This is a genomic window from Lysobacter sp. Root983, from assembly GCF_001429345.1.
Taxonomy (GTDB): Bacteria; Pseudomonadota; Gammaproteobacteria; order Xanthomonadales; family Xanthomonadaceae; genus Lysobacter.
Window position 1 is genome coordinate 1 of the sequence record NZ_LMJO01000022.1, and the last position, 17314, is coordinate 17314.

Below are 17314 nucleotides of genomic sequence, written 5' to 3' on the forward strand. Positions count from 1 at the left end.
TCGGTGACCTGGGTCAGGCGGTCCAGCGCGTCGTACTGGAACTGGGTCTGGGCGTTGATCCCGGCGGTGTCCTGCAGGGTCTTCACCAGACGGCCCAGCGGGTCGTAATTGTTGTCGGTGACCGTGCCCAGGGCGTCGGTGACGGTGTCCAGGTTGCCGCCGACGTCGTACACGTAGCCAGTGGCGTGGTTATAGGCGTCCTTGCCGGTGCTTAGCTGGCCGAGCTGGTTGTAGACGCGCGACAGGGTGCGCAGCAGCACGCCGCCGCTGTCCTTCGTGTCTTCCTTGGTGCGCTGGCCGGCGTTGTCCAGGGTGTAGACGATTTGGTTGCCGGCGTTGTCGGTGATCGTGGTCAGGCGGTGCGCGGCGTCGTAGCCAAAGATGGTGTAGCTGCCATCGGGCTGGGTGATCTTGCTGACCAGGCCGGTAGGCGTGTACTCGTAGCGGGTGATCGCGTCGTCGGTTTCGCTGCCGGCATTGGAGCCGCGGACCTTTTGCGCGGTCATCCAACCGCGCGGGTGATACTCCATATCGGTGACGACGCCGTTGGGGTCTTTGACCGACAGCGGACGACCGGCGCCGTCGTAAGCCAGGGTTTCAATGACCTGGCCCAGCGCATTGGTGACCTTCCACAGGTCGCCCTTGCGGTGCGGGCAGGTGGTCGGGGCGCTGGCGCAGGTAGCGTCGTCGCTGGCGTAGTAGGTGAACTGGGTGGTGTCGGCGACGTCGGTTCGCGGGCCGTTGACCGACGTGACCAGACCCAGCAGCGGGCAGGTGCCGGCAGTGACGTCAGCGGCTTCGCAGTAGGTGGTCGTCGACGTGCGCGTGTTGGCCGGTGTCGCCGGATCGGCCGCTGTCGAAGTCAGCGCCTGACCACGAGCGTTATAGGCCCAGGTGCTCTTGCTTACCAGGGTATTGGCCGAATCGTAGGTGCGGCGCTCTGTCGGAACACGCAACGTGGCGTGCCAATCGGTTTCGACGCTGCGCTTGGTCGTGGCGTTGTTAGCCGATTCGATACGGCGAGCCTCCAGACCTCGAGCGTTGTAATCGTAGTCCGTGGTAACGCCTGCGGTGTCCGTGGCGATGTTGGCGAACCCGTTGCTATCCAGCGTAACCGAACGTGTGCCCATTCCACCGGCGCAGGCCGGGCACGGCTCCTGGATAGACGTCAGCTTGGGGGCCTGAAACATCTGGGTGAACGAGTAAGTCCTGCTGGCCCCATTGGCGTCGACGACCGTGGCGCTGCCCGCACCGTTGTAGGTCACAGAGACCTTGTCCACCCCGCCCGCATGTTCGGTGGAGATGGCCTTGCCGTAGTAGTCGTAGGAATAACTGGCGTAACGGATTCCGTCCTCGCCCACGATGCCGGTGAGCCAATAGAACAAATAGAGGTTCCCTCCGTTGAGCCCACTCTCGTTGTAGAGATAGGTACGCGTCTTGCCGTCGGCATCGACGCGTGTGGAGAGATTGCCGCGCGCGTCGTAGGTGTAGCGGATGACGCCACCGGTGGGATCCGTCACGGTGGTGAGGCGGTTGTCGGCATCGTAGGCCATCCGCAAGCTGCGGCCGTTCGAGTCGGTAACCGCGATGAGCTCCCCCGGATACTTGGCAATCGCCGCCGAGGTGTTGATGTCGCTGTAGGTCAGGGTTTGGGTGAAGCCGTCCCGGTTGGTGATGAGGTTGAGCTTTCCGCTCGCGTCGTACAGTTCGACCTCGTCGTTGGATGCGACGTATCTCCAACCGGTGACATTGCCCAGCCCGTCGCGCAAACGGTACAGCCGGTCGGTTACATCGGCGTCGGTGGTCCCGACATCGGCCACGAGACTGAAGAAGTACGCCTTGCCGTCGCGACGGGTAACGATCGCATCGTCCGGACCAGTGCCAGGCAAGACCGCACGATCGTAGTTGCCGACCCAATAGGCGTGGAAGCTGGTGGTGTACGGACCGAACAGGCTGTTGTAGGTGCGAACGAACTCAAGCGGAAAGGCACCCGAGCCCGAATAGTCGACCTCGGTTTGGACCTTATTCGCGACACCCGCATTGATCGGGTTGCCGACCATGCTGCGTAAAGGAGAACTATTGACGCAGCAGCCCAGATTCTTGGGGTTGACGGCAGGTCGAGCCCGCTCGCATTGACCGCTGACGTTCAGTTCGAACCCTATCGGGCAGTAGCCCCAGCGCTGGCCGCCGTTGGCCGAATGCAGCACAGCCGTGGAGCCGTTCGCCGCCTTCATGGTGTAGTCCCAGTTCTGGTGTCGCTGTACCGGGTCCGGCCAGACGTTGTAGCTCAGCGTCTCCGGCCCTGCCGGCGCCGCGGTACCGCTGACGTAGCCGTACACATTCTTGAACACCCGAATCGACCAATCGGTGTCGTCTGGGTAGTTGCTGAACCCCAATGCATTGTTCTGTGCCGCCGAACAGCTATATGGGGGCAAGTTGCCTGCTCCGTCGTCACCGCGGACGTGACACCAGGCGGTGTACTGCGGTGGAACGCAATCGGCGCCCACTGCGCAAGCGGCATGCGCTACCGTAAACGGACACGCCAGCAGCGCCAGCCCCAAGACGAACCACGCTTTAAGCGAGCGCATACACCCTTCCCCGACTACGCACCTCACTGTGCGTTCCCATCATCGGGAATCCGCGTCTCACGGTTCAAGACGGCGTCCGGCACTTTTTTTGACTGGCATCGAACCGCCAATTGCAGTCAATCGATGAAGACCGCGAATCGTGAGGTCTGTTCAAACTTTCGGCTGCAAACAGACGGCTGCGAATTCCCGGTAGTGGCCATGGCCGTCAATCGGCCCGCCCTCGCCAGGCCCGCAACCCCGCATACACCAACACCAACACCGCCAGCGACGCCCCGATCGCCGTCCACTCCCGCAACGTCATCGTCGCCAGGATCGCCACCATCGTGAGCACCGCGATCAGCGGCACGATCGGGCCGCCCGGCAGCACGAACGGCGCGCCGCGTTCGCGCAGATCGATGCGCTGGGCGCGCCAAGCGGCGATGGAGACGGCGGCGAAGACCAGGCAGATCGCGCCGCCGGAGATCAGGGCCAGGGATTCGAAGCTGCCGCCCAGTGCGAGCGCGGCACCGACGGCGGCGTGAGTGAATAGCGCCAGGCGCGGCACGCGGTGCTTGGCGTCGACGCGGCCGTAGGCGTGCGGCAGGTAGCCGTCGCGGCCCAGCGCGAACAGCAGGCGCGAGGACGCGAACAAATTGCCCATCAGGAAGCCGGTCATCGAAACGCAGGCGGTGATCAGCAGCAGGGCGCGGCCCGGCGCCCAGATCGCGCCGGCGGCGTCGGCGATGGGGGCGCCGCTGGCGGGCAGCGCCGCGCCCAGCGTGCCTTGGCAGACCACCTGCAAGCCGATGTACAGCAGCACCACGATCGCGATCGCCGACAAGGTCGCGCGCGGCACGTGGCGCGAGGGGTCGCGCACTTCGCCGGTCGGCACCAGTGCGGTTTCCATGCCCGAATAGGCGAACACCACCAGCACCATCGCGCTGCCCATCGCGCTCCAGGAACCGATGCCGCTCCAGGCCACGTACTGCCAGTCGACGAACAGCAGGCCGAGCGAGGCGAGCAGGAACAGCGGGGTGAGCTTGAGCGTGGCCAGCAGCACGATCATGCGTGCGCCCAGCTTCACGCCGAACGCGTTGAGCGCGAACAAGCTCGCGTACACGCCCAGGATCAGCAGCGCGCGCGGCAGCGGTTGCGCGGATTGGGGCCAGGCCTGCGCGACTTGGCCGGCGAGCGCGGCGGCGACGCCGGCGCTGGAGGCGGTGTTGCAGATCCACATCAGGGCGCCGGCGATGAAACCGGCGAACGCACCGTAGGCGGCGCCGACATAGGTGTAGGGCCCGCCGGTGGCGGCGGCGCGGCTGCCGACGGCGGAGAAGCACATCGCGATGGGCACGATCGCGATCGCGCCGGCGATGAAGGCCAGCGGCGCGGCGCCGGCCAGGCGCGAGGACAGCAGCGCGGGCAGCATGAAGATGCCGGCGCCGACGATGATGTTGATGATGGAGGCGCCGAGCTGGAACGGCCCCAGCGCGCGCACCAGCGCGGCGTCGCCCTGCAGCGCGGCCGACGGTGCAGGTGCGGACCCGTCGGCGGGCGTGGCGGCTGTGCTCATGGCGGGTCCCCGGGAGACTGCGTCGCAGCCTCGCACGGCCCGGGCGCAAAGGCGAGGCCGCGCGGGCCCCGCAGCGGCGGAGTAAGCCGCGATCCGCGTTCGACAGGTATCGCCACGGCGCGATGCGTGACGGCGTGGATCGCGACTTACTCCGCGGCTGCGCGGGCGGGGGACGCGCACACCCTAGCCCCGCCGGCGCGGCACATAAATCCGGGGTTTCACTCAGACGAACGGCATCGCTTTCGCGTTTTCGATCAATCGCCCTGGCACATGAACTCGACGAAGGCGCGCAGCTTGGGGGCCAGCTGCCGGCGCGCGGTGTAATAGATGTAGAAGCCGGGGAACGGCGGCGTGTAGGCGTCCAGCACCTGCACCAAGCGGCCGGCGGCGACGTCGTCGGCCACCAGGGTCTCGAACAGTTGGGCCAGGCCCAGTCCGGCCAGGGCCGGGCCGCGCGACAGCGAGCTGTCGTTGAAGATCAGGCGGCCACCCACGTCCACCTCGAAATCCTGGCCGTCGCGGCTGAACTCCCAGGCTTGCATGCGGCCGCTGCCGGGCAGGCGCTGGCGGATGCAGTCGTGCCGGACCAGGTCCTCGGGCACGTCGGGACGGCCGTGGCGGGCGTAGTAGTCGGGCGAGCCGACCACGATGGTGCGCTGCGCCCCGCCCAGCGGCCTGGCCACCATGTCGCGCGCCAGGCACTCGCCCAGGCGGATGCCGGCGTCGAAGCCGCCCGCGACCAGGTCGGCCAGGGTGTCGTCGGCGAACACTTCCACCTGCACGTCCGGGTAGCGCGCCAGGAATTCGGGCAGGCGCGGCTCGATGAGCGTGCGCGCCGCGATGCGGCCGGCGTTGATGCGCAGGCGCCCGGTCGGGCGGTCGCGCACCGTGTCGAGGTCGTCGAAGGCGGCATCGATCTGGTCCAGGCCCGGCGCGACCTGGGCCAGGAAGCGCGCGCCGTGTTCGGTCAGGCCGACCCGGCGGGTGGTGCGGTTGAGCAGGCGCACGCCCAGGTGCTCTTCCAAGGTACGCACGGTCTGCGACAGGGCGGAGGGCGATACGTCCAATTCGGCCGCAGCGCGGGTGAAGCTGCCGAGCCGGGCGACGCGCGCGAAGGCGATCACGGCGGGGAGCGGGTGCGCGGCCATTATGAAGTACCCCTTCAGAACACGTTCGGATAATCCCCATTTTTCGCGCAGTCGGCCAGTCCTAGAGTCGCTCCCACGGTTCCACCCCACCTAGGAGAGCACTCATGCATACCCCCACCCTTGGTTTCGGACTGCGCGATAAGGTCGTCCTGGTCACCGGCGCGTCCTCCGGCATCGGCGCGGCCAGCGCGGCCGCCTTCGCCCGCGAGGGCGCGATCGTGCTGGCCGCCGCCCGCCGCGCCGCCGAAGGCGAAGCGGTGGTCGCGGCGATCCGCGCCGACGGCGGCCAGGCCCGCTTCCTGCAGGCCGATGTGACCCGCGAGGACGACATCCGCCGCCTCGTCGAGACCGCGGTGGCCGACTACGGCCGGCTCGACGTGGCTTTCAACAATGCCGGCACCGACGGCCGCTTCTCGCCCTACATCGAGCAGGACAACGCCAACTACGAGCAGGTGATGAACACCAACGTGCGCAGCGTGTTCTGGAGCATGAAGCACCAGATCGCGGCGATGCTGAAAAGCGGCGGCGGCGCGATCGTCAACAACGCTTCGATGGGCGCGCTGATCGGCTTTCAGAACGCGGCCGTGTACGTGGCCAGCAAACATGCGGTGATGGGCCTGACCAAGACCGCGGCGCTGGAGTACTTCCCACAGGGCATCCGCATCAACGCGGTACTGCCCGGCATCATCGACACCCCGTTCCAGGACCGCGTCTGGGGCGACGAAGCCAGCAAGCGTGCCTTCGCCGACGCCACCGTCGCCGGCCGCAGCGGCACGCCCGAAGAAGTCGCGAGCGCGGCGCTGTTCCTGGCCTCCGAGCACGCCAGCTTCTTCAGCGGCCAGGGCCTGGTCATGGACGGCGGCTACGTCACCCAGTGATCGCCACCGCCTCGCTATCGTTCAAGGACCCCGCCATGAACCCGGACGCATCCGCCTTCACCCTCATCGCCGAACTCCAGGCCCAGCCGGGCCTGGGCGATACCCTGCAACGCGAACTGCAGGCGCTGATCGCGCCTACCCTGAGCGAGCCCGGCTGCCAGGGCTATACCCTGCACCGCTCCAGCGACGACACCGACTTGCTGCTGATCTACGAACACTGGCGTTCGCGCGCGGCGCTCGAGGCGCACATGGCCATGCCTTATCTGCGCGACTTCTTCGCGCGCACGCCGCAGCTGTTGTCCGAACCGGTACGCCTGCGCTACTTCGCATCGGCGCTGCCGGCCGCCTGATTCCTCCATCCCCCACCGGAGCAACAACATGAACACCCGCACTCTCGGCCCGCAGGCCCCGCGCGTTTCCGCGCTAGGCCTGGGCTGCATGGGCATGAGCTTCGCCTACGGCCCCGCCGACCAGGACGAGGCCGTCGCCACCCTGCATCGCGCGCTCGACCTGGGCGTTACGTTTCTCGACACCGCCGACGTCTACGGCCCGCACACCAACGAGCGACTGCTCAACCGCGCGCTGCAGGGACGCCGCGACCAGGTGTTCCTGGCCAGCAAGTTCGGCATCCTGATGGATCCCGCGCAGCCGCTTCTGCGCGGCGTGAACGGCCGTCCGGAGTACGTACGCGCCAGCATCGAGGGCAGTCTGCAACGTCTGGGCACCGATCATCTGGATTTGTACTACCTGCATCGCGTCGATCCGAACGTACCGATCGAGGACACCGTCGGCGCGATGGCCGAGCTGGTCGCGCAAGGCAAAGTGCGTTACCTCGGCTTGTCCGAAGCATCGGCGGCCACCTTGGAACGCGCGCATGCGGTGCATCCCATCACCGCGCTGCAGAGCGAATACTCGCTGTGGACGCGCGATGTCGAGCGCAACGGCGTACTCGAAACCTGCGCGCGCCTGGGCATCGGCTTCGTGCCTTACAGCCCGCTGGGCCGCGGTTTCCTGACCGGTCAGATCGCGTCGGCCGGCGATCTGCAGAGCGACGATTTTCGCCTGCAGACGCCGCGCTTCCAGGGCGAGAACTTCCAGCGCAACCTCGTGCTCGCCGAGACGGTGAAGACGCTGGCTACCGGCAAGGGCTGCACGCCCGCGCAGCTGGCGCTGGCCTGGGTGCTGGCACAGGGCGAGCACCTCGTGCCGATTCCCGGCACCAAGCGGCGCAAGTATCTGGACGACAACGTCGGCGCGCTGGACGTGCGCTTGGACGCGGGCGATCTGGCCGCGCTGGATGCGGCGTTCGCGCCGGATGCGATCGCGGGCGATCGTTATTCGGCGGTGGGCATGACGATGGTCGGCCATTGAGGCCTCGCCGGTTGCGACGCCGCCGCCCGTAGCGGCGGTGGCTTCGTCGGCAAGCTCAGCATGGGGATAGGAGCAGCGCAAGCCGCGACCTGCGTCGTGGCCGGAACGGCGCGATCGCGGCTTACGCCGCTCCCACAGAAGGCGGAGAGCGCTCGCGTTCGCCTGCATCCAAGCACGCGCGGGGCTTTGGGGTAGGAGCGGCGCAAACCGCGACCTGCGTCGTAGCCGGAACGGCGCGATCGCGGCTTACGCCGCTCCCACAGAAGGCGGCGTGCGCTCGCATTCGCCTGCATCCAAGCACTCGCGGGGCTTTGGGGCAGGAGCGACGTAAATCGCGACCTGCGTCGTAGCCGGAACGGCGCGATCGCGGCTTACGCCGCTCCCACAGAAGGCGGCGAGCGTTCGCATTCGCTTGCATCCAAGCGCACGCGCGGCTTGGGGGTGGGAGCGACGTAAATCGCGACCTGCGTCGTGGCCGGAACGGCGCGATCGCGGCTTACGCCGCTCCCACAGAGGGCGGCGAGCGCCCGCATTGCTGGAACCCGTATCGCGAGCAGGCGGTCGCGGTCTATGGCCGAAGAAAATCCCCCGCGGTGGGCCACTCCCGCGCCACAGCGAGCATCGGGCGACGACGTCGCTCTCTGTGGGAGCGGCGTAAGCCGCGATCGCGAACTCCAGCGCCCGGCGCGGGCATCCCGCTGGCGCCCAGGCCCATGTTCGATGGTAGGGTCGCCATCACCGATCGTGCTGCGGCGCCGTTCGCGCCTGGTCTAGCATCGAGCCCTCGCCCACGGATCCCCTGCCCCGCATGCGCCTGCCCGCCCTTTTGATCGCCAGCACCCTGTTCGCGACGACCGCCGCCGCGCAGACCGCGCCCACGCCCGAGCTCGACCGCGCCGCGCGCGCCGTGCAGGCCGACGTGGTCGGCTGGCGCCGCGACCTGCACCAGCATCCGGAGCTGGGCAACAACGAAGTGCGCACCGCCAAGCTGATCGCCGATCAGCTGCGCCGGATCGGGCTGGAACCCAAGACCGGCATAGCCCACACCGGCGTGGTCGCGGTGCTGAAGGGCGGCCGCCCCGGCCCGCGCATCGCGATCCGCGCCGACATGGACGCGCTGCCGGTGACCGAGCCGGCCGGGCTGGCGTTCGCGTCCAAGGTCACCACCACCTATCGCGGCCAACCGGTGGGCGTGATGCACGCCTGCGGGCACGACGCGCACGTGGCGATCCTGCTGGGCGTGGCGACCGCGCTGGCGGCGCAGAAGGCGACGCTGCCGGGCGAGGTGATGTTCGTGTTCCAGCCGTCCGAGGAAGGTCCGCCCAATCCGGGCGAGCCCTTCGGCGCCGCGCTGATGCTGGAGCAGGGCGTGTTCCGCGACTTCAAGCCCGAGGCGGTGTTTGGCCTGCACGTGTGGGCGGGCCTGCCGGTGGGCAGCATCGGCGTGCGCGCCGGCCCCTCGCTGGCCAGCGCCGACGAGTGGAGCCTGACCGTGCGCGGCAAACAGACCCACGGTTCGCGGCCCTGGGACGGCGTCGACCCAATCACCGTCGGCGCGCAGATCCTGCTGGCTTCGCAGAGCATGATCGCGCGCCAGGTCAATATCGCCGCGACGTCGGTGGTGCTGACCGCCGGCCAGTTCAACAGCGGCGTGCGCTTCAACATCATCCCCGACGAAGCCAAGCTGGTCGGCACCCTGCGCACCTTCGACGCGGACGTGCGCGAGGATGTGATCGCGCGCTTCCGCCGCACCGCGCAGGATCTGGCGCATGCCAGCGGCGCCAGCGCCGAACTCACGGTAGTCAACAACGCGCCGGCCACCATCAATAACCCGGCGTTGACGCAGCGCGTGCGGCCCTCGCTGCAACGCGCGGTCGGCGCGGACAAGGTGGTCGAGATGCCGATGGTGACGGTGGCCGAGGATTTCTCGCAGTTCGCCAATACCGTGCCCGGTGTGTATTTCTTCGTCGGCTCGACCGCGGCGGGCATCGATCCGGCCAAGGCCCCGATCAATCATTCGCCGCAGTTCGTGCTCGACGAGGGCGCCTTGGACGTGGGCACGCGGGCGATGCTGCAGTTGGCGCTGGATTACCTGGGCGGCGCGCCGCAGGGTTGATTCGCTCGGCTTTGGGGTAGGCGCGGCGTGAGCCGCGACCGCCCAACCTCGATCGGCTGCGCAGCTCACGACGCAAGCGTAGTGGCGCGGTCGCGGCTCGCGCCGCTCCTACCGAGGGCCTTCTGTGGGAGCGGCGTGAGCCGCGATCGCGAACCTCAGTTGGCGCTGGATTACCTGGGCGGCGCGCCGCAGGGTTGATTCGCGCGGCGTTGGGGTAGGCGCGTCGTGGGCCGCGACCGCCCAATCTCGATCGGCGGCGCAGCTCGCGACGCGGGCGTAGTGACGCGGTCGCGGCTCGCGCCGCTCCTACCGGGGGCTTTCTGTGGGAGCGGCGTGAGCCGCGATCGCGAACCTCGCCGGCCTGCGCTGGGGTCGGAGCTTGCGTGATCGCGGCTTACGCCGCTCCCACAGGGGAAGGGGCGTGCGCGAGCGGGACCGCCATCGACTCCGCAGGGCGCCAACGCCAATCGACCAAGGTCGGGCAGTTCCGCAGGCAGGGCATCGGCTAGGATCGGGACTTTCCCTCCGGAGTCCGTCGATGAAGCGTCCGCTGTCCGTCGCGTTGAGCTGCGCCCTGCTCGCCCTGCCGCTGGCCGCCAGCGCGCAATCGGCGCAACGTCCGGAGGTGCAGGCCGCGGCGGCCAAGGTGAAGGACCAGGTGATCGCCTGGCGGCGCGACTTCCACCAGCACCCCGAGCTGTCCAACCGCGAGGAACGCACCGCGGCCAAGGTCGCCGAGCACCTGCGTGCGCTGGGCCTGAAGCCGCGCACCGGCATCGCCCGCCACGGCGTGGTCGCGATCATCCAGGGCGGCAAGCCCGGGCCCAAGCTCGCGCTGCGCGCCGACATGGACGCGCTGCCGGTGACCGAACAGGTCGACCTGCCGTTCGCGTCCAAGGTCACCACCCAGTTCAACGGCCAGACCACCGGCGTGATGCACGCCTGCGGCCACGACGCCCACACCGGCATCCTGCTCGGCGTGGCCGACGCGCTGGTGGCGATGAAGGACGAGCTGCCCGGCCAGGTGATGCTGGTGTTCCAGCCCTCCGAGGAAGGCGCGCCCGGCAACGAGGAAGGCGGCGCATCGCTGATGCTCAAGGAAGGCCTGTTCAAGGACTTCAAGCCCGATGCCATGTTCGGCCTGCACGTGTTCTCGACCCTGCAGGTCGGCCAGATCGGCGTGCGCCAGGGCCCGCTGATGGCGGCCTCGGACCGTTTCAGCATCAAGATCAAGGGCCGCCAGACCCACGGCTCGCGGCCCTGGGGCGGCATCGATCCCATCGTCGCCGCGGCCGACGTGATCGGCAGCGCGCAGACCATCGTCAGCCGCCGCACCGACATCGCCAAGCTGCCGGCGGTGGTGACCTTCGGCGCGATCAAGGGCGGCATCCGCTACAACATCATTCCCGACGAAGTCGAAATGGTCGGCACCATCCGCACCTTCGACGAAGGCATGCGCGCGAAGATCTTCGCCGACCTGAAGAACGTCGCCGACCACGTCAGCGCCGCGCACGGCGCGACCGCGGTGTCGGCGGTGCCCGACAGCGAGGGGAATCCGGTCACCTACAACGACCCGGCCCTGACCGCGCGCATGCTGCCCAGCCTCAAGGCCGTGGCCGGCGACGCCAACGTGGTGGAGCCGTCGCTGCAGATGGGCGCGGAGGATTTCTCCTACTACGCCAAGGAAGTGCCTGCGATGTTCTTCTTCGTCGGCGCGACCGAGAAGGGCGTGGACCCGGTGACCGCGCCCAGCAATCATTCGCCGCAGTTCAAGCTGGACGAGTCGTCTCTGGATTTGGGTTTGCGCGCGTTGTTGCAGGTGACGCTGGATTATTTGCATCAGCCCAAGGGTTGAACGCCGCCGAGTTCGCGCGCTGTTTAGGCCGTCTCCTGCTTGTAGCCCTCTCCCGCTTGCGGGGTGAGGGGCTGCTTTGCGAGCCATAGTCTCGCGCTGCACCGAACGCCCGACCGCTGTGCGGTCGGCCCGGGGTGGGGGTTGGGGTGAAGGCTGACGCGAGGCGTGGGCTTCAACCACAGGCGCTGCCCTCATCCGCCCTGCGGGCACCTTCTCCCGCAAGCGGGAGAAGAGAGCGGCGGCGGGAGAAGGGAGCAGTGGCGGGAGAAGGGAGCAGTGGCGGGAGAAGGGAGCGGGGGCGGGAGAAGGGAGCGGGGGCGGGAGAAGGGAGCGGGGGCGGGAGAAGGGAGCGGCGGCGGGAGAAGGGAGCAGCGAAAGAGGGAGCCGCAATAGAGGGAAGCGCGAAGCTTCGCCGTCGACGCGCCGCGCCTCACAACTCACCACCCGAATACGGGTCGATGTCGTACGCATACCGTTCCGCCAAGTGGCCCGGCTGCGCCTGCACGCGCGCGATCCAGGCACGGAACTGCGGGTAAGGCGCCAGGTCCAAACCCGCGTCCTCGGCCCGGCTCGCATACGCATACAGGGCGATATCCGCGATGCTGTAATCCTCGCCGGCCGCGAACGGGCGCTGCGCGAACTCCGATTCCAGGATCCCCAGCGCGCGCAAGGCCGCGCCGCGCTTGGCTTCGATCAAGGCCGGCGCGCGCTGCGGCAGCTTGCCGGTCAGGGTCCAGTAGCGCAGCGAGCCGATGCTCATCTCCACGTACTGCTGCTCGAACGACAGCCACTGCCGCACCTTGGCCTGCGCGAACGCGTCGTCGGGCAGGTAGGCCGAACCCTGCGCCAGGTAGTCGAGGATGGCGTTGGACTCGGCCAGCACGCGCCCGTCCTCGAGCTCGATCGCCGGCACCGCGCCGGTGGGGTTGATGCGGCGGTAGTCGTCGCGGCGGCCCTCGCCCTCGAAGATGCTGACGATGCGTGTGCGGTAGGGGCGCTGCAGGTGCTGCAGCAGCTGGCGGATCTTCCAGGCGTTTTGCGAAGGCAGGTAGTCGTAAAGGGTGAGCATGGCGCGGGTTCCCAGGGCGATGGCGCCAGTCTCGGCCGCCGCGTACGGGCGCGATATCCGATTCTTGCGGCGGCGAGGGGGCCGCGCGCGGCATGCGGGTAAAATGCGCGCATGACCCAAGAACTCCCCCTCGGCCGCCACGTCGACTACCCGCGCGAGTACGACCCCTCGCTGCTGTTCCCGATCGCGCGCGCGCTCGGCCGCTCGCACATCGGCCTGTCCGATCAGGCCCTGCCCTTCGTCGGCCTGGACCGCTGGCATGCCTACGAGCTGAGCTGGCTGGACCCGCGCGGCAAGCCCTGCATGGCCACCGCCACCCTGACCGTGCCGGCCGATTCGCCCAACCTGGTGGAGTCCAAGTCGCTCAAGCTCTACCTGAACTCCTACAACGCCTCGCGCTTCGACAGCGCCGAGGCGGTGCGCGCGCGCATCGTCGCCGACCTCAGCCAGTCCGCCGGCGCCGCGGTCGAGGTGGCGTTCGGCCTGCCGCCGGTGCGCGAAGGCGCAGGCGAATCGCTGGACGGCCTGGAGGTCGCCATCGACGACTACGGCCCGCCCAACGCCGCCCATCTGGCCGCCGACCCGGCCATGGTCGTCGAGGAGACCCTGAGCAGCGGCCTGCTGAAGTCCAACTGCCCGGTCACCGGCCAGCCCGACTGGGCGCGCGTGGACATCGCCTATCGCGGACCGCGCCTGGACCGGGCCGGGCTGCTGCGCTACCTGGTCTCGTTCCGCGACCACGCCGAGTTCCACGAGCAATGCGTGGAGCGGATCTTCGCCGACCTGCTGCGCCTGGCCGCCCCGCAGGCCCTGTCGGTGGAGGCGCGCTACACCCGCCGCGGCGGCCTGGACATCAACCCCTGGCGGGCCACGGCGTTTTTTTTGCGCCCACAGGCACACCGCGATGAACGTCAATAACGAAGGCCCCTGACGTTCACACGGACGCAATGCCTTTTTAACAATCGGCATGTCATCGTGCTTTCGCCAATTCGGCAGGAGCACGTAAACCCATGACTACCCCGGACAAGAAAGCCGATTTCTCCGACGTGCAGAGCAGCGTCGACAGCACCGAGCAGGTAACCCAGCGGGCCGACTTCAGCGACGTCCAATCCTCGGTTAGCTCCACCGAAGACATCACGTCGTCGACGGCGCCCACGGATCAGACCTACACGGTGGAAAAGGGCGACACGCTGTCGCACATCGCCAAGCAGTTCTACGGCAAGGCGAACAAGTGGAACGCGATCTTCGAGGCCAATCGCGACCAGCTCGACGATCCCGACAAGATCAAGCCCGGTCAGGTGCTGAAGATCCCCGCGATCGAAGATTGATTCCTACGACAGATCCGCCGGGAGCACGAGTTCCGGGCGCGGTCGAATGCCTGTTCGCACCTATTCCAGGAGAAACACCATGATGATCCGTAACCGCATGCACTACGCCCTGGCCGCCGCTCTGGTGGCCTCGCTGGCCCTGGCCGGCTGCAAGAAGAAGGAAGAACCCGTAGCCGTGACCCCGCCGCCGGCCGCCGAGCCGGTCGCGCCGACCCCGGCGCCGGCGCCGATGGCCGCCACCGCGGCCGTCGCCAGCGTCGACCTGGGCAGCGCCGTGGGCGCCGACAAGAAGGTCACCGCGCCGGCGACCACCTTCAAGCCGAAGGACACGATCTACGTCGCCATCTCCACGTCCACCTCCGACCCGGCCGCGACCGTGCCGGCGAAGCTGGGCGCGAAGTGGACCTTCCAGGACGGCCAGACCGTGAAGGACGACAGCGCCGACGCGCAGCTGATGGGCCCCGGCGTGACCAACTTCAGCATCAACAGTCCGAAGGGTTTCCCGACCGGCAAGTACAAGGTCGACGTGTCGCTGGACGGCGCCGTGGTCCAGTCGAAGGAATTCGAGGTCAAGTAACTCTCTCCCCGCCTGATGGGCGGGCAAGCCCGGGCGCGGTTCCTCGAGGACCGCGCCCTTTTTTTGTCCGCGATTCCGGCAGCCGGCGCTCAGCCGCCCGGGAACTCGCCGTCCAGGTAGTACCAGCGGCCGTCCTCGCGGAGGAAGCGGCTGACTTCGTGCAGGCGCACCGCCGAGCCGCCGCCGACCCGGTAGCGGGCGACGAACTCGACCGTGGCGCGGTCGCCGTCGGCGCCGTGCCGCTTCACCTCCAACCCCAGCCAGCGCGTGGCGGCCGGGTCCAAGGCCAGTTCGGCCGGGCGCGTGCTCGGGTGCCAGGTCGCCAGGACGTAGTCGCGCAGGCCCAGCACGTAGGCGCTGTAGCGCGAGCGCATCAAGGCCTGGGCGTCGGCGGCCGCAGCGCCCGCGTGCAGCGGCCCGCAGCAGGCGGCGTAAGGGCGGGCGGGGTCGCAGGGGCAGGCGGACATGCGGGCTTTCCGGGTCGGTCGGCCGCGAAAACCGCGGCCGGGAGGTGAATTCTCGGCGAGCGCACGCCGCTGCGACTACCATGCGCGTCCCGAACCCCGCTGCGCGACCTGCCATGAACCCCCCTGCCTACCTCGACGACGCCCAGATCGAACGCCTCGCCGACCTGCTCGACCAACGCGCCGTCCCGTTCAAGGGCTTCAATCTGGAGGCGCTGGACGGCTTCCTGTCGGCGCTGGTAGTGGCGCCGGAGGCCGTGCCGGCGACCGAATGGCAGCCCGTGGTTTGGGGCGGCAACCCGCCGCGCTGGAGCGACGAGGCCGAGGCGGCTCAGGTCGAGGCGCTGTTGCAGGGCCACTGGAACATGGCCTCCGCGCGCGTGCGCCACGGCGACGACGACCTGCCCGACCACCTGGCGCCGCTGCTGTGGCTGCCCGAGGACGTGGAAGTCGACCAGGGCGACGACCTCGACGTCGGCCGCGACTGGGCCTTCGGCTTCTTCCGCGGCGTCGAACTGCGCGAAACCGCGTGGGAAGGCTGGCTGGACGAGAACGACTGGATGGACGAGATCTTCGTCCTGTTCGACCGCCTGGCCAGCGGCGAAGTGCTGGGCGAGGACCCGGAAGCGCCGGGCACGCCGATCAGCTACCGCGAGCGCCTGGAGATCGTCTCCAGCCTGCCCGGCATGCTGGCCGATCTGCACCACCACCGCATCGAAGCCCTGACCCCGCGCGAACCGCTGCGCCGCGCGGACACGCCGGACCGCAACGACGCGTGTTCTTGCGGGAGTGGGAAGAAGTACAAGAAGTGCTGCGGGGCTTGAGCCGGTAGCGCCGTTTGCGCGTTGCGGCAGGCAAGCGTCGGGTGTCGTTCCCGCTCAGGCGGGAATGACGCGCCAAACAAGCGCGCGAGCGACTCCGTCGCTTGCTTGATCCACCGCACTCCTCGTAACCCCCTCTCCGCGCTTCCACCATGCAGAGCCCCTCCCACCCCTGCCTCAGCTGCGGCGCCTGCTGCGCCCACTTCCGCGTCGCCCTGCACTGGAGCGAAACCGACGCCTTCGATGCCAAGGGCACACCGGCCGAGTTGACCGAAACGCTGGACGCCCACCGCGTCGCGATGCGCGGCACCTACGGCGGTCGCAGCCTGCGCTGTATCGCGCTGCAAGGCGATATCGGCGCATCCGCCCACTGCGGCATCTACGCGCATCGCCCGTCGCCGTGTCGCGAACTGCAAGCCGCGTGGGAGTACGGCGAACCTAGCCCGCAATGCGACAAAGCGCGCATCGCCTATGGCTTGGCTCCTCTGACGCCGGAACAATGGTCGCAACAGCAAGCCCGCTAGCGCTTGCAGTGGCGCCAACCCTACGACTCGAGCCGATCGCAACTAGCGAGCCGACCGAACGAAGTACAGCTGCTTGTGCCCTTTGGCCTCGTACTGCGCGCGTATCCTCTCGGCCGCTTCGGGCTGTTGATAACGCTCGATCAGGAACTCGTTTCCGTTGTCGTCCAAACGGTACAGCAACCACCGCGCCGGCCCCAGCACCGGACTGACCCAAGGCAAGTCGGCTTCCGACAGTGCCATCGCTGTCAGGATCTCGATCAGGTCCAAACGCGTGTCGGGCGATGTACCCGCTACGGAAATACTGACCCGCTGCGCGGCGTCAGGCCCATGCGGATGGGCCTGCGCAAGACAAACGCAATTGCCTAGCGCGAGCACGGCGCCACGGACCCGTCCCAGGCCCGGCTCCTCGAATTCCTCCAGCGTGAGTTGCCACTTCGCGGCGAACTCATCCGCCCTCCAGGGCAGAACGCAGACAGGAATCGCGGCTACCGTTTCATGCCATCGCGCGTTGTCTACCCGAATCACACTCATGCTTCGCTGGATCCGACTTGCATTCGCGTCGATGTCAGATTCCAAGGCGGATCGCGGAAAGCTTGTGCTCCGGCGGAATCAGGTTCGCCGCGCGCTCCATGGGAAGCTTGCGCGTGGTGATGTCGTACCAGACCTCATCGGCATCGCATTCGTCGCCCAAATGCATCAGGTCGAGCACGCCCACGAACTCGAAATGGATCGGGTTTCCGTCGCTATTGCGAGACTGCCGCTTGGCCGACCGGCCTCGCTGCTTGGCATACGCCAGCGCCTTACGCGCGGTCGCGGCACGAAACACGATGATCCGCTCCTCGCAGGTGCGCATCACACCCGGGTCGCCGTCGACCATCACACGAAACTGAAACAGCAACTTCGCGGCAAAACGTTCGCCAGCCTCGATCCCGGTCGTGCCAGATTCGACTGCCTCTTTCGCGCTGCTCATCGGACCTCCTGACGCCGCTCACCGGGCCGTCAACACCTGAGCCCGGGAACCAG

The 17314-nt window shown here is 68.2% G+C and carries 17 protein-coding genes; 10 read left to right on the forward strand and 7 right to left on the reverse strand.

The genetic code is table 11. From position 1 onward, the window contains the following. The 3 genes from ASE43_RS20620 to ASE43_RS20630 form a co-directional block, all read right to left on the reverse strand. Positions 1 to 2396, reverse strand: a 2396-nt coding sequence (locus ASE43_RS20620) for a DUF6531 domain-containing protein (RefSeq protein ID WP_235568851.1), incomplete at its 3' end; no start/stop codon positions are given. 397 nt (positions 2397 to 2793) lie between these two features. Next, positions 2794 to 4140, reverse strand: a complete 1347-nt coding sequence (locus tag ASE43_RS20625; RefSeq protein WP_057161771.1) for an APC family permease — start codon at positions 4138 to 4140, stop codon at positions 2794 to 2796. Positions 4141 to 4394: 254 nt separating this feature from the next. Beyond that, a complete protein-coding gene (locus ASE43_RS20630) occupies positions 4395 to 5288 on the reverse strand; it encodes a LysR family transcriptional regulator (RefSeq protein WP_082607421.1) in 894 nt (297 codons plus the stop codon). 104 nt (positions 5289 to 5392) lie between these two features. On the opposite strand from ASE43_RS20630, the gene ASE43_RS20635 reads away from it, so the two are divergent. From ASE43_RS20635 to ASE43_RS20655, 5 genes are all read left to right on the forward strand, one after another. After that, the gene (locus ASE43_RS20635; protein WP_057161772.1) at positions 5393 to 6166 is read left to right on the forward strand and encodes a glucose 1-dehydrogenase; all 774 of its coding nucleotides are present in this window, start codon (positions 5393 to 5395) and stop codon (positions 6164 to 6166) included. A 35-nt stretch (positions 6167 to 6201) separates the two neighbouring features. Beyond that, positions 6202 to 6516 (forward strand): putative quinol monooxygenase, encoded by a 315-nt coding sequence (locus ASE43_RS20640; protein ID WP_056179785.1) that lies wholly within the window; start codon positions 6202 to 6204, stop codon positions 6514 to 6516. 28 nt (positions 6517 to 6544) lie between these two features. Continuing rightward, positions 6545 to 7537 (forward strand): aldo/keto reductase, encoded by a 993-nt coding sequence (locus ASE43_RS20645; protein WP_057161773.1) that lies wholly within the window; start codon positions 6545 to 6547, stop codon positions 7535 to 7537. Between the two features lie 808 nt (positions 7538 to 8345). Beyond that, complete coding sequence (locus ASE43_RS20650) at positions 8346 to 9653, forward strand: amidohydrolase (protein WP_057161774.1); 1308 nt, start codon at positions 8346 to 8348, stop codon at positions 9651 to 9653. Positions 9654 to 10191: 538 nt separating this feature from the next. Further along, the gene (locus ASE43_RS20655; RefSeq protein WP_056177548.1) at positions 10192 to 11508 is read left to right on the forward strand and encodes a M20 family metallopeptidase; all 1317 of its coding nucleotides are present in this window, start codon (positions 10192 to 10194) and stop codon (positions 11506 to 11508) included. Between the two features lie 430 nt (positions 11509 to 11938). Here ASE43_RS20655 and ASE43_RS20660 read toward each other — a convergent pair whose 3' ends face one another. Further along, a complete protein-coding gene (locus ASE43_RS20660) occupies positions 11939 to 12577 on the reverse strand; it encodes a glutathione S-transferase family protein (protein WP_057161775.1) in 639 nt (212 codons plus the stop codon). A gap of 111 nt (positions 12578 to 12688) precedes the next feature. Here ASE43_RS20660 and queF point away from each other — a divergent pair, with 111 nt between their 5' ends. From queF to ASE43_RS20675, 3 genes are all read left to right on the forward strand, one after another. Then, a complete protein-coding gene (gene queF, locus ASE43_RS20665) occupies positions 12689 to 13495 on the forward strand; it encodes an NADPH-dependent 7-cyano-7-deazaguanine reductase QueF (RefSeq protein WP_057161776.1) in 807 nt (268 codons plus the stop codon). Positions 13496 to 13587: 92 nt separating this feature from the next. Continuing rightward, complete coding sequence (locus tag ASE43_RS20670; protein WP_056177542.1) at positions 13588 to 13905, forward strand: LysM peptidoglycan-binding domain-containing protein; 318 nt, start codon at positions 13588 to 13590, stop codon at positions 13903 to 13905. Between the two features lie 79 nt (positions 13906 to 13984). After that, a complete protein-coding gene (locus tag ASE43_RS20675) occupies positions 13985 to 14482 on the forward strand; it encodes a hypothetical protein (protein WP_056177540.1) in 498 nt (165 codons plus the stop codon). 89 nt (positions 14483 to 14571) lie between these two features. Here the strand turns inward: ASE43_RS20675 and ASE43_RS20680 are convergent, their stop codons facing one another. Next, positions 14572 to 14949, reverse strand: coding sequence for a YchJ family metal-binding protein (locus ASE43_RS20680; protein WP_056177538.1), 378 nt, complete (start codon positions 14947 to 14949; stop codon positions 14572 to 14574). 113 nt (positions 14950 to 15062) lie between these two features. Between ASE43_RS20680 and ASE43_RS20685 the strand changes: the two genes are divergently transcribed. Both ASE43_RS20685 and ASE43_RS20690 read left to right on the forward strand, forming a co-directional pair. Continuing rightward, positions 15063 to 15770, forward strand: a complete 708-nt coding sequence (locus ASE43_RS20685) for a UPF0149 family protein (RefSeq protein ID WP_057161777.1) — start codon at positions 15063 to 15065, stop codon at positions 15768 to 15770. A 149-nt stretch (positions 15771 to 15919) separates the two neighbouring features. Then, on the forward strand, positions 15920 to 16291 hold the full coding sequence (locus ASE43_RS20690; RefSeq protein ID WP_057161778.1) for a YkgJ family cysteine cluster protein: 372 nt from the start codon (positions 15920 to 15922) through the stop codon (positions 16289 to 16291). A 42-nt stretch (positions 16292 to 16333) separates the two neighbouring features. Here the strand turns inward: ASE43_RS20690 and ASE43_RS22410 are convergent, their stop codons facing one another. Then, on the reverse strand, positions 16334 to 16867 hold the full coding sequence (locus ASE43_RS22410; protein ID WP_200956295.1) for a hypothetical protein: 534 nt from the start codon (positions 16865 to 16867) through the stop codon (positions 16334 to 16336). After that, positions 16857 to 17261, reverse strand: a complete 405-nt coding sequence (locus ASE43_RS20700) for a DUF4288 domain-containing protein (protein ID WP_082607422.1) — start codon at positions 17259 to 17261, stop codon at positions 16857 to 16859. The genes ASE43_RS22410 and ASE43_RS20700 overlap by 11 nt, the downstream gene beginning before the upstream one ends. Positions 17262 to 17314: the final 53 nt, after the last annotated feature.

Coding starts and splice junctions, on each gene's coding strand:
- ASE43_RS20625 (WP_057161771.1), bottom strand. CDS start 4,140: ATGAGCACAGCCGCCACGCCCGCCGACGGGTCCGCACCTGCACCGTCG.
- ASE43_RS20630 (WP_082607421.1), bottom strand. CDS start 5,288: ATGGCCGCGCACCCGCTCCCCGCCGTGATCGCCTTCGCGCGCGTCGCC.
- ASE43_RS20635 (WP_057161772.1), top strand. CDS start 5,393: ATGCATACCCCCACCCTTGGTTTCGGACTGCGCGATAAGGTCGTCCTG.
- ASE43_RS20640 (WP_056179785.1), top strand. CDS start 6,202: ATGAACCCGGACGCATCCGCCTTCACCCTCATCGCCGAACTCCAGGCC.
- ASE43_RS20645 (WP_057161773.1), top strand. CDS start 6,545: ATGAACACCCGCACTCTCGGCCCGCAGGCCCCGCGCGTTTCCGCGCTA.
- ASE43_RS20650 (WP_057161774.1), top strand. CDS start 8,346: ATGCGCCTGCCCGCCCTTTTGATCGCCAGCACCCTGTTCGCGACGACC.
- ASE43_RS20655 (WP_056177548.1), top strand. CDS start 10,192: ATGAAGCGTCCGCTGTCCGTCGCGTTGAGCTGCGCCCTGCTCGCCCTG.
- ASE43_RS20660 (WP_057161775.1), bottom strand. CDS start 12,577: ATGCTCACCCTTTACGACTACCTGCCTTCGCAAAACGCCTGGAAGATC.
- queF (WP_057161776.1), top strand. CDS start 12,689: ATGACCCAAGAACTCCCCCTCGGCCGCCACGTCGACTACCCGCGCGAG.
- ASE43_RS20670 (WP_056177542.1), top strand. CDS start 13,588: ATGACTACCCCGGACAAGAAAGCCGATTTCTCCGACGTGCAGAGCAGC.
- ASE43_RS20675 (WP_056177540.1), top strand. CDS start 13,985: ATGATGATCCGTAACCGCATGCACTACGCCCTGGCCGCCGCTCTGGTG.
- ASE43_RS20680 (WP_056177538.1), bottom strand. CDS start 14,949: ATGTCCGCCTGCCCCTGCGACCCCGCCCGCCCTTACGCCGCCTGCTGC.
- ASE43_RS20685 (WP_057161777.1), top strand. CDS start 15,063: ATGAACCCCCCTGCCTACCTCGACGACGCCCAGATCGAACGCCTCGCC.
- ASE43_RS20690 (WP_057161778.1), top strand. CDS start 15,920: ATGCAGAGCCCCTCCCACCCCTGCCTCAGCTGCGGCGCCTGCTGCGCC.
- ASE43_RS20700 (WP_082607422.1), bottom strand. CDS start 17,261: ATGAGCAGCGCGAAAGAGGCAGTCGAATCTGGCACGACCGGGATCGAG.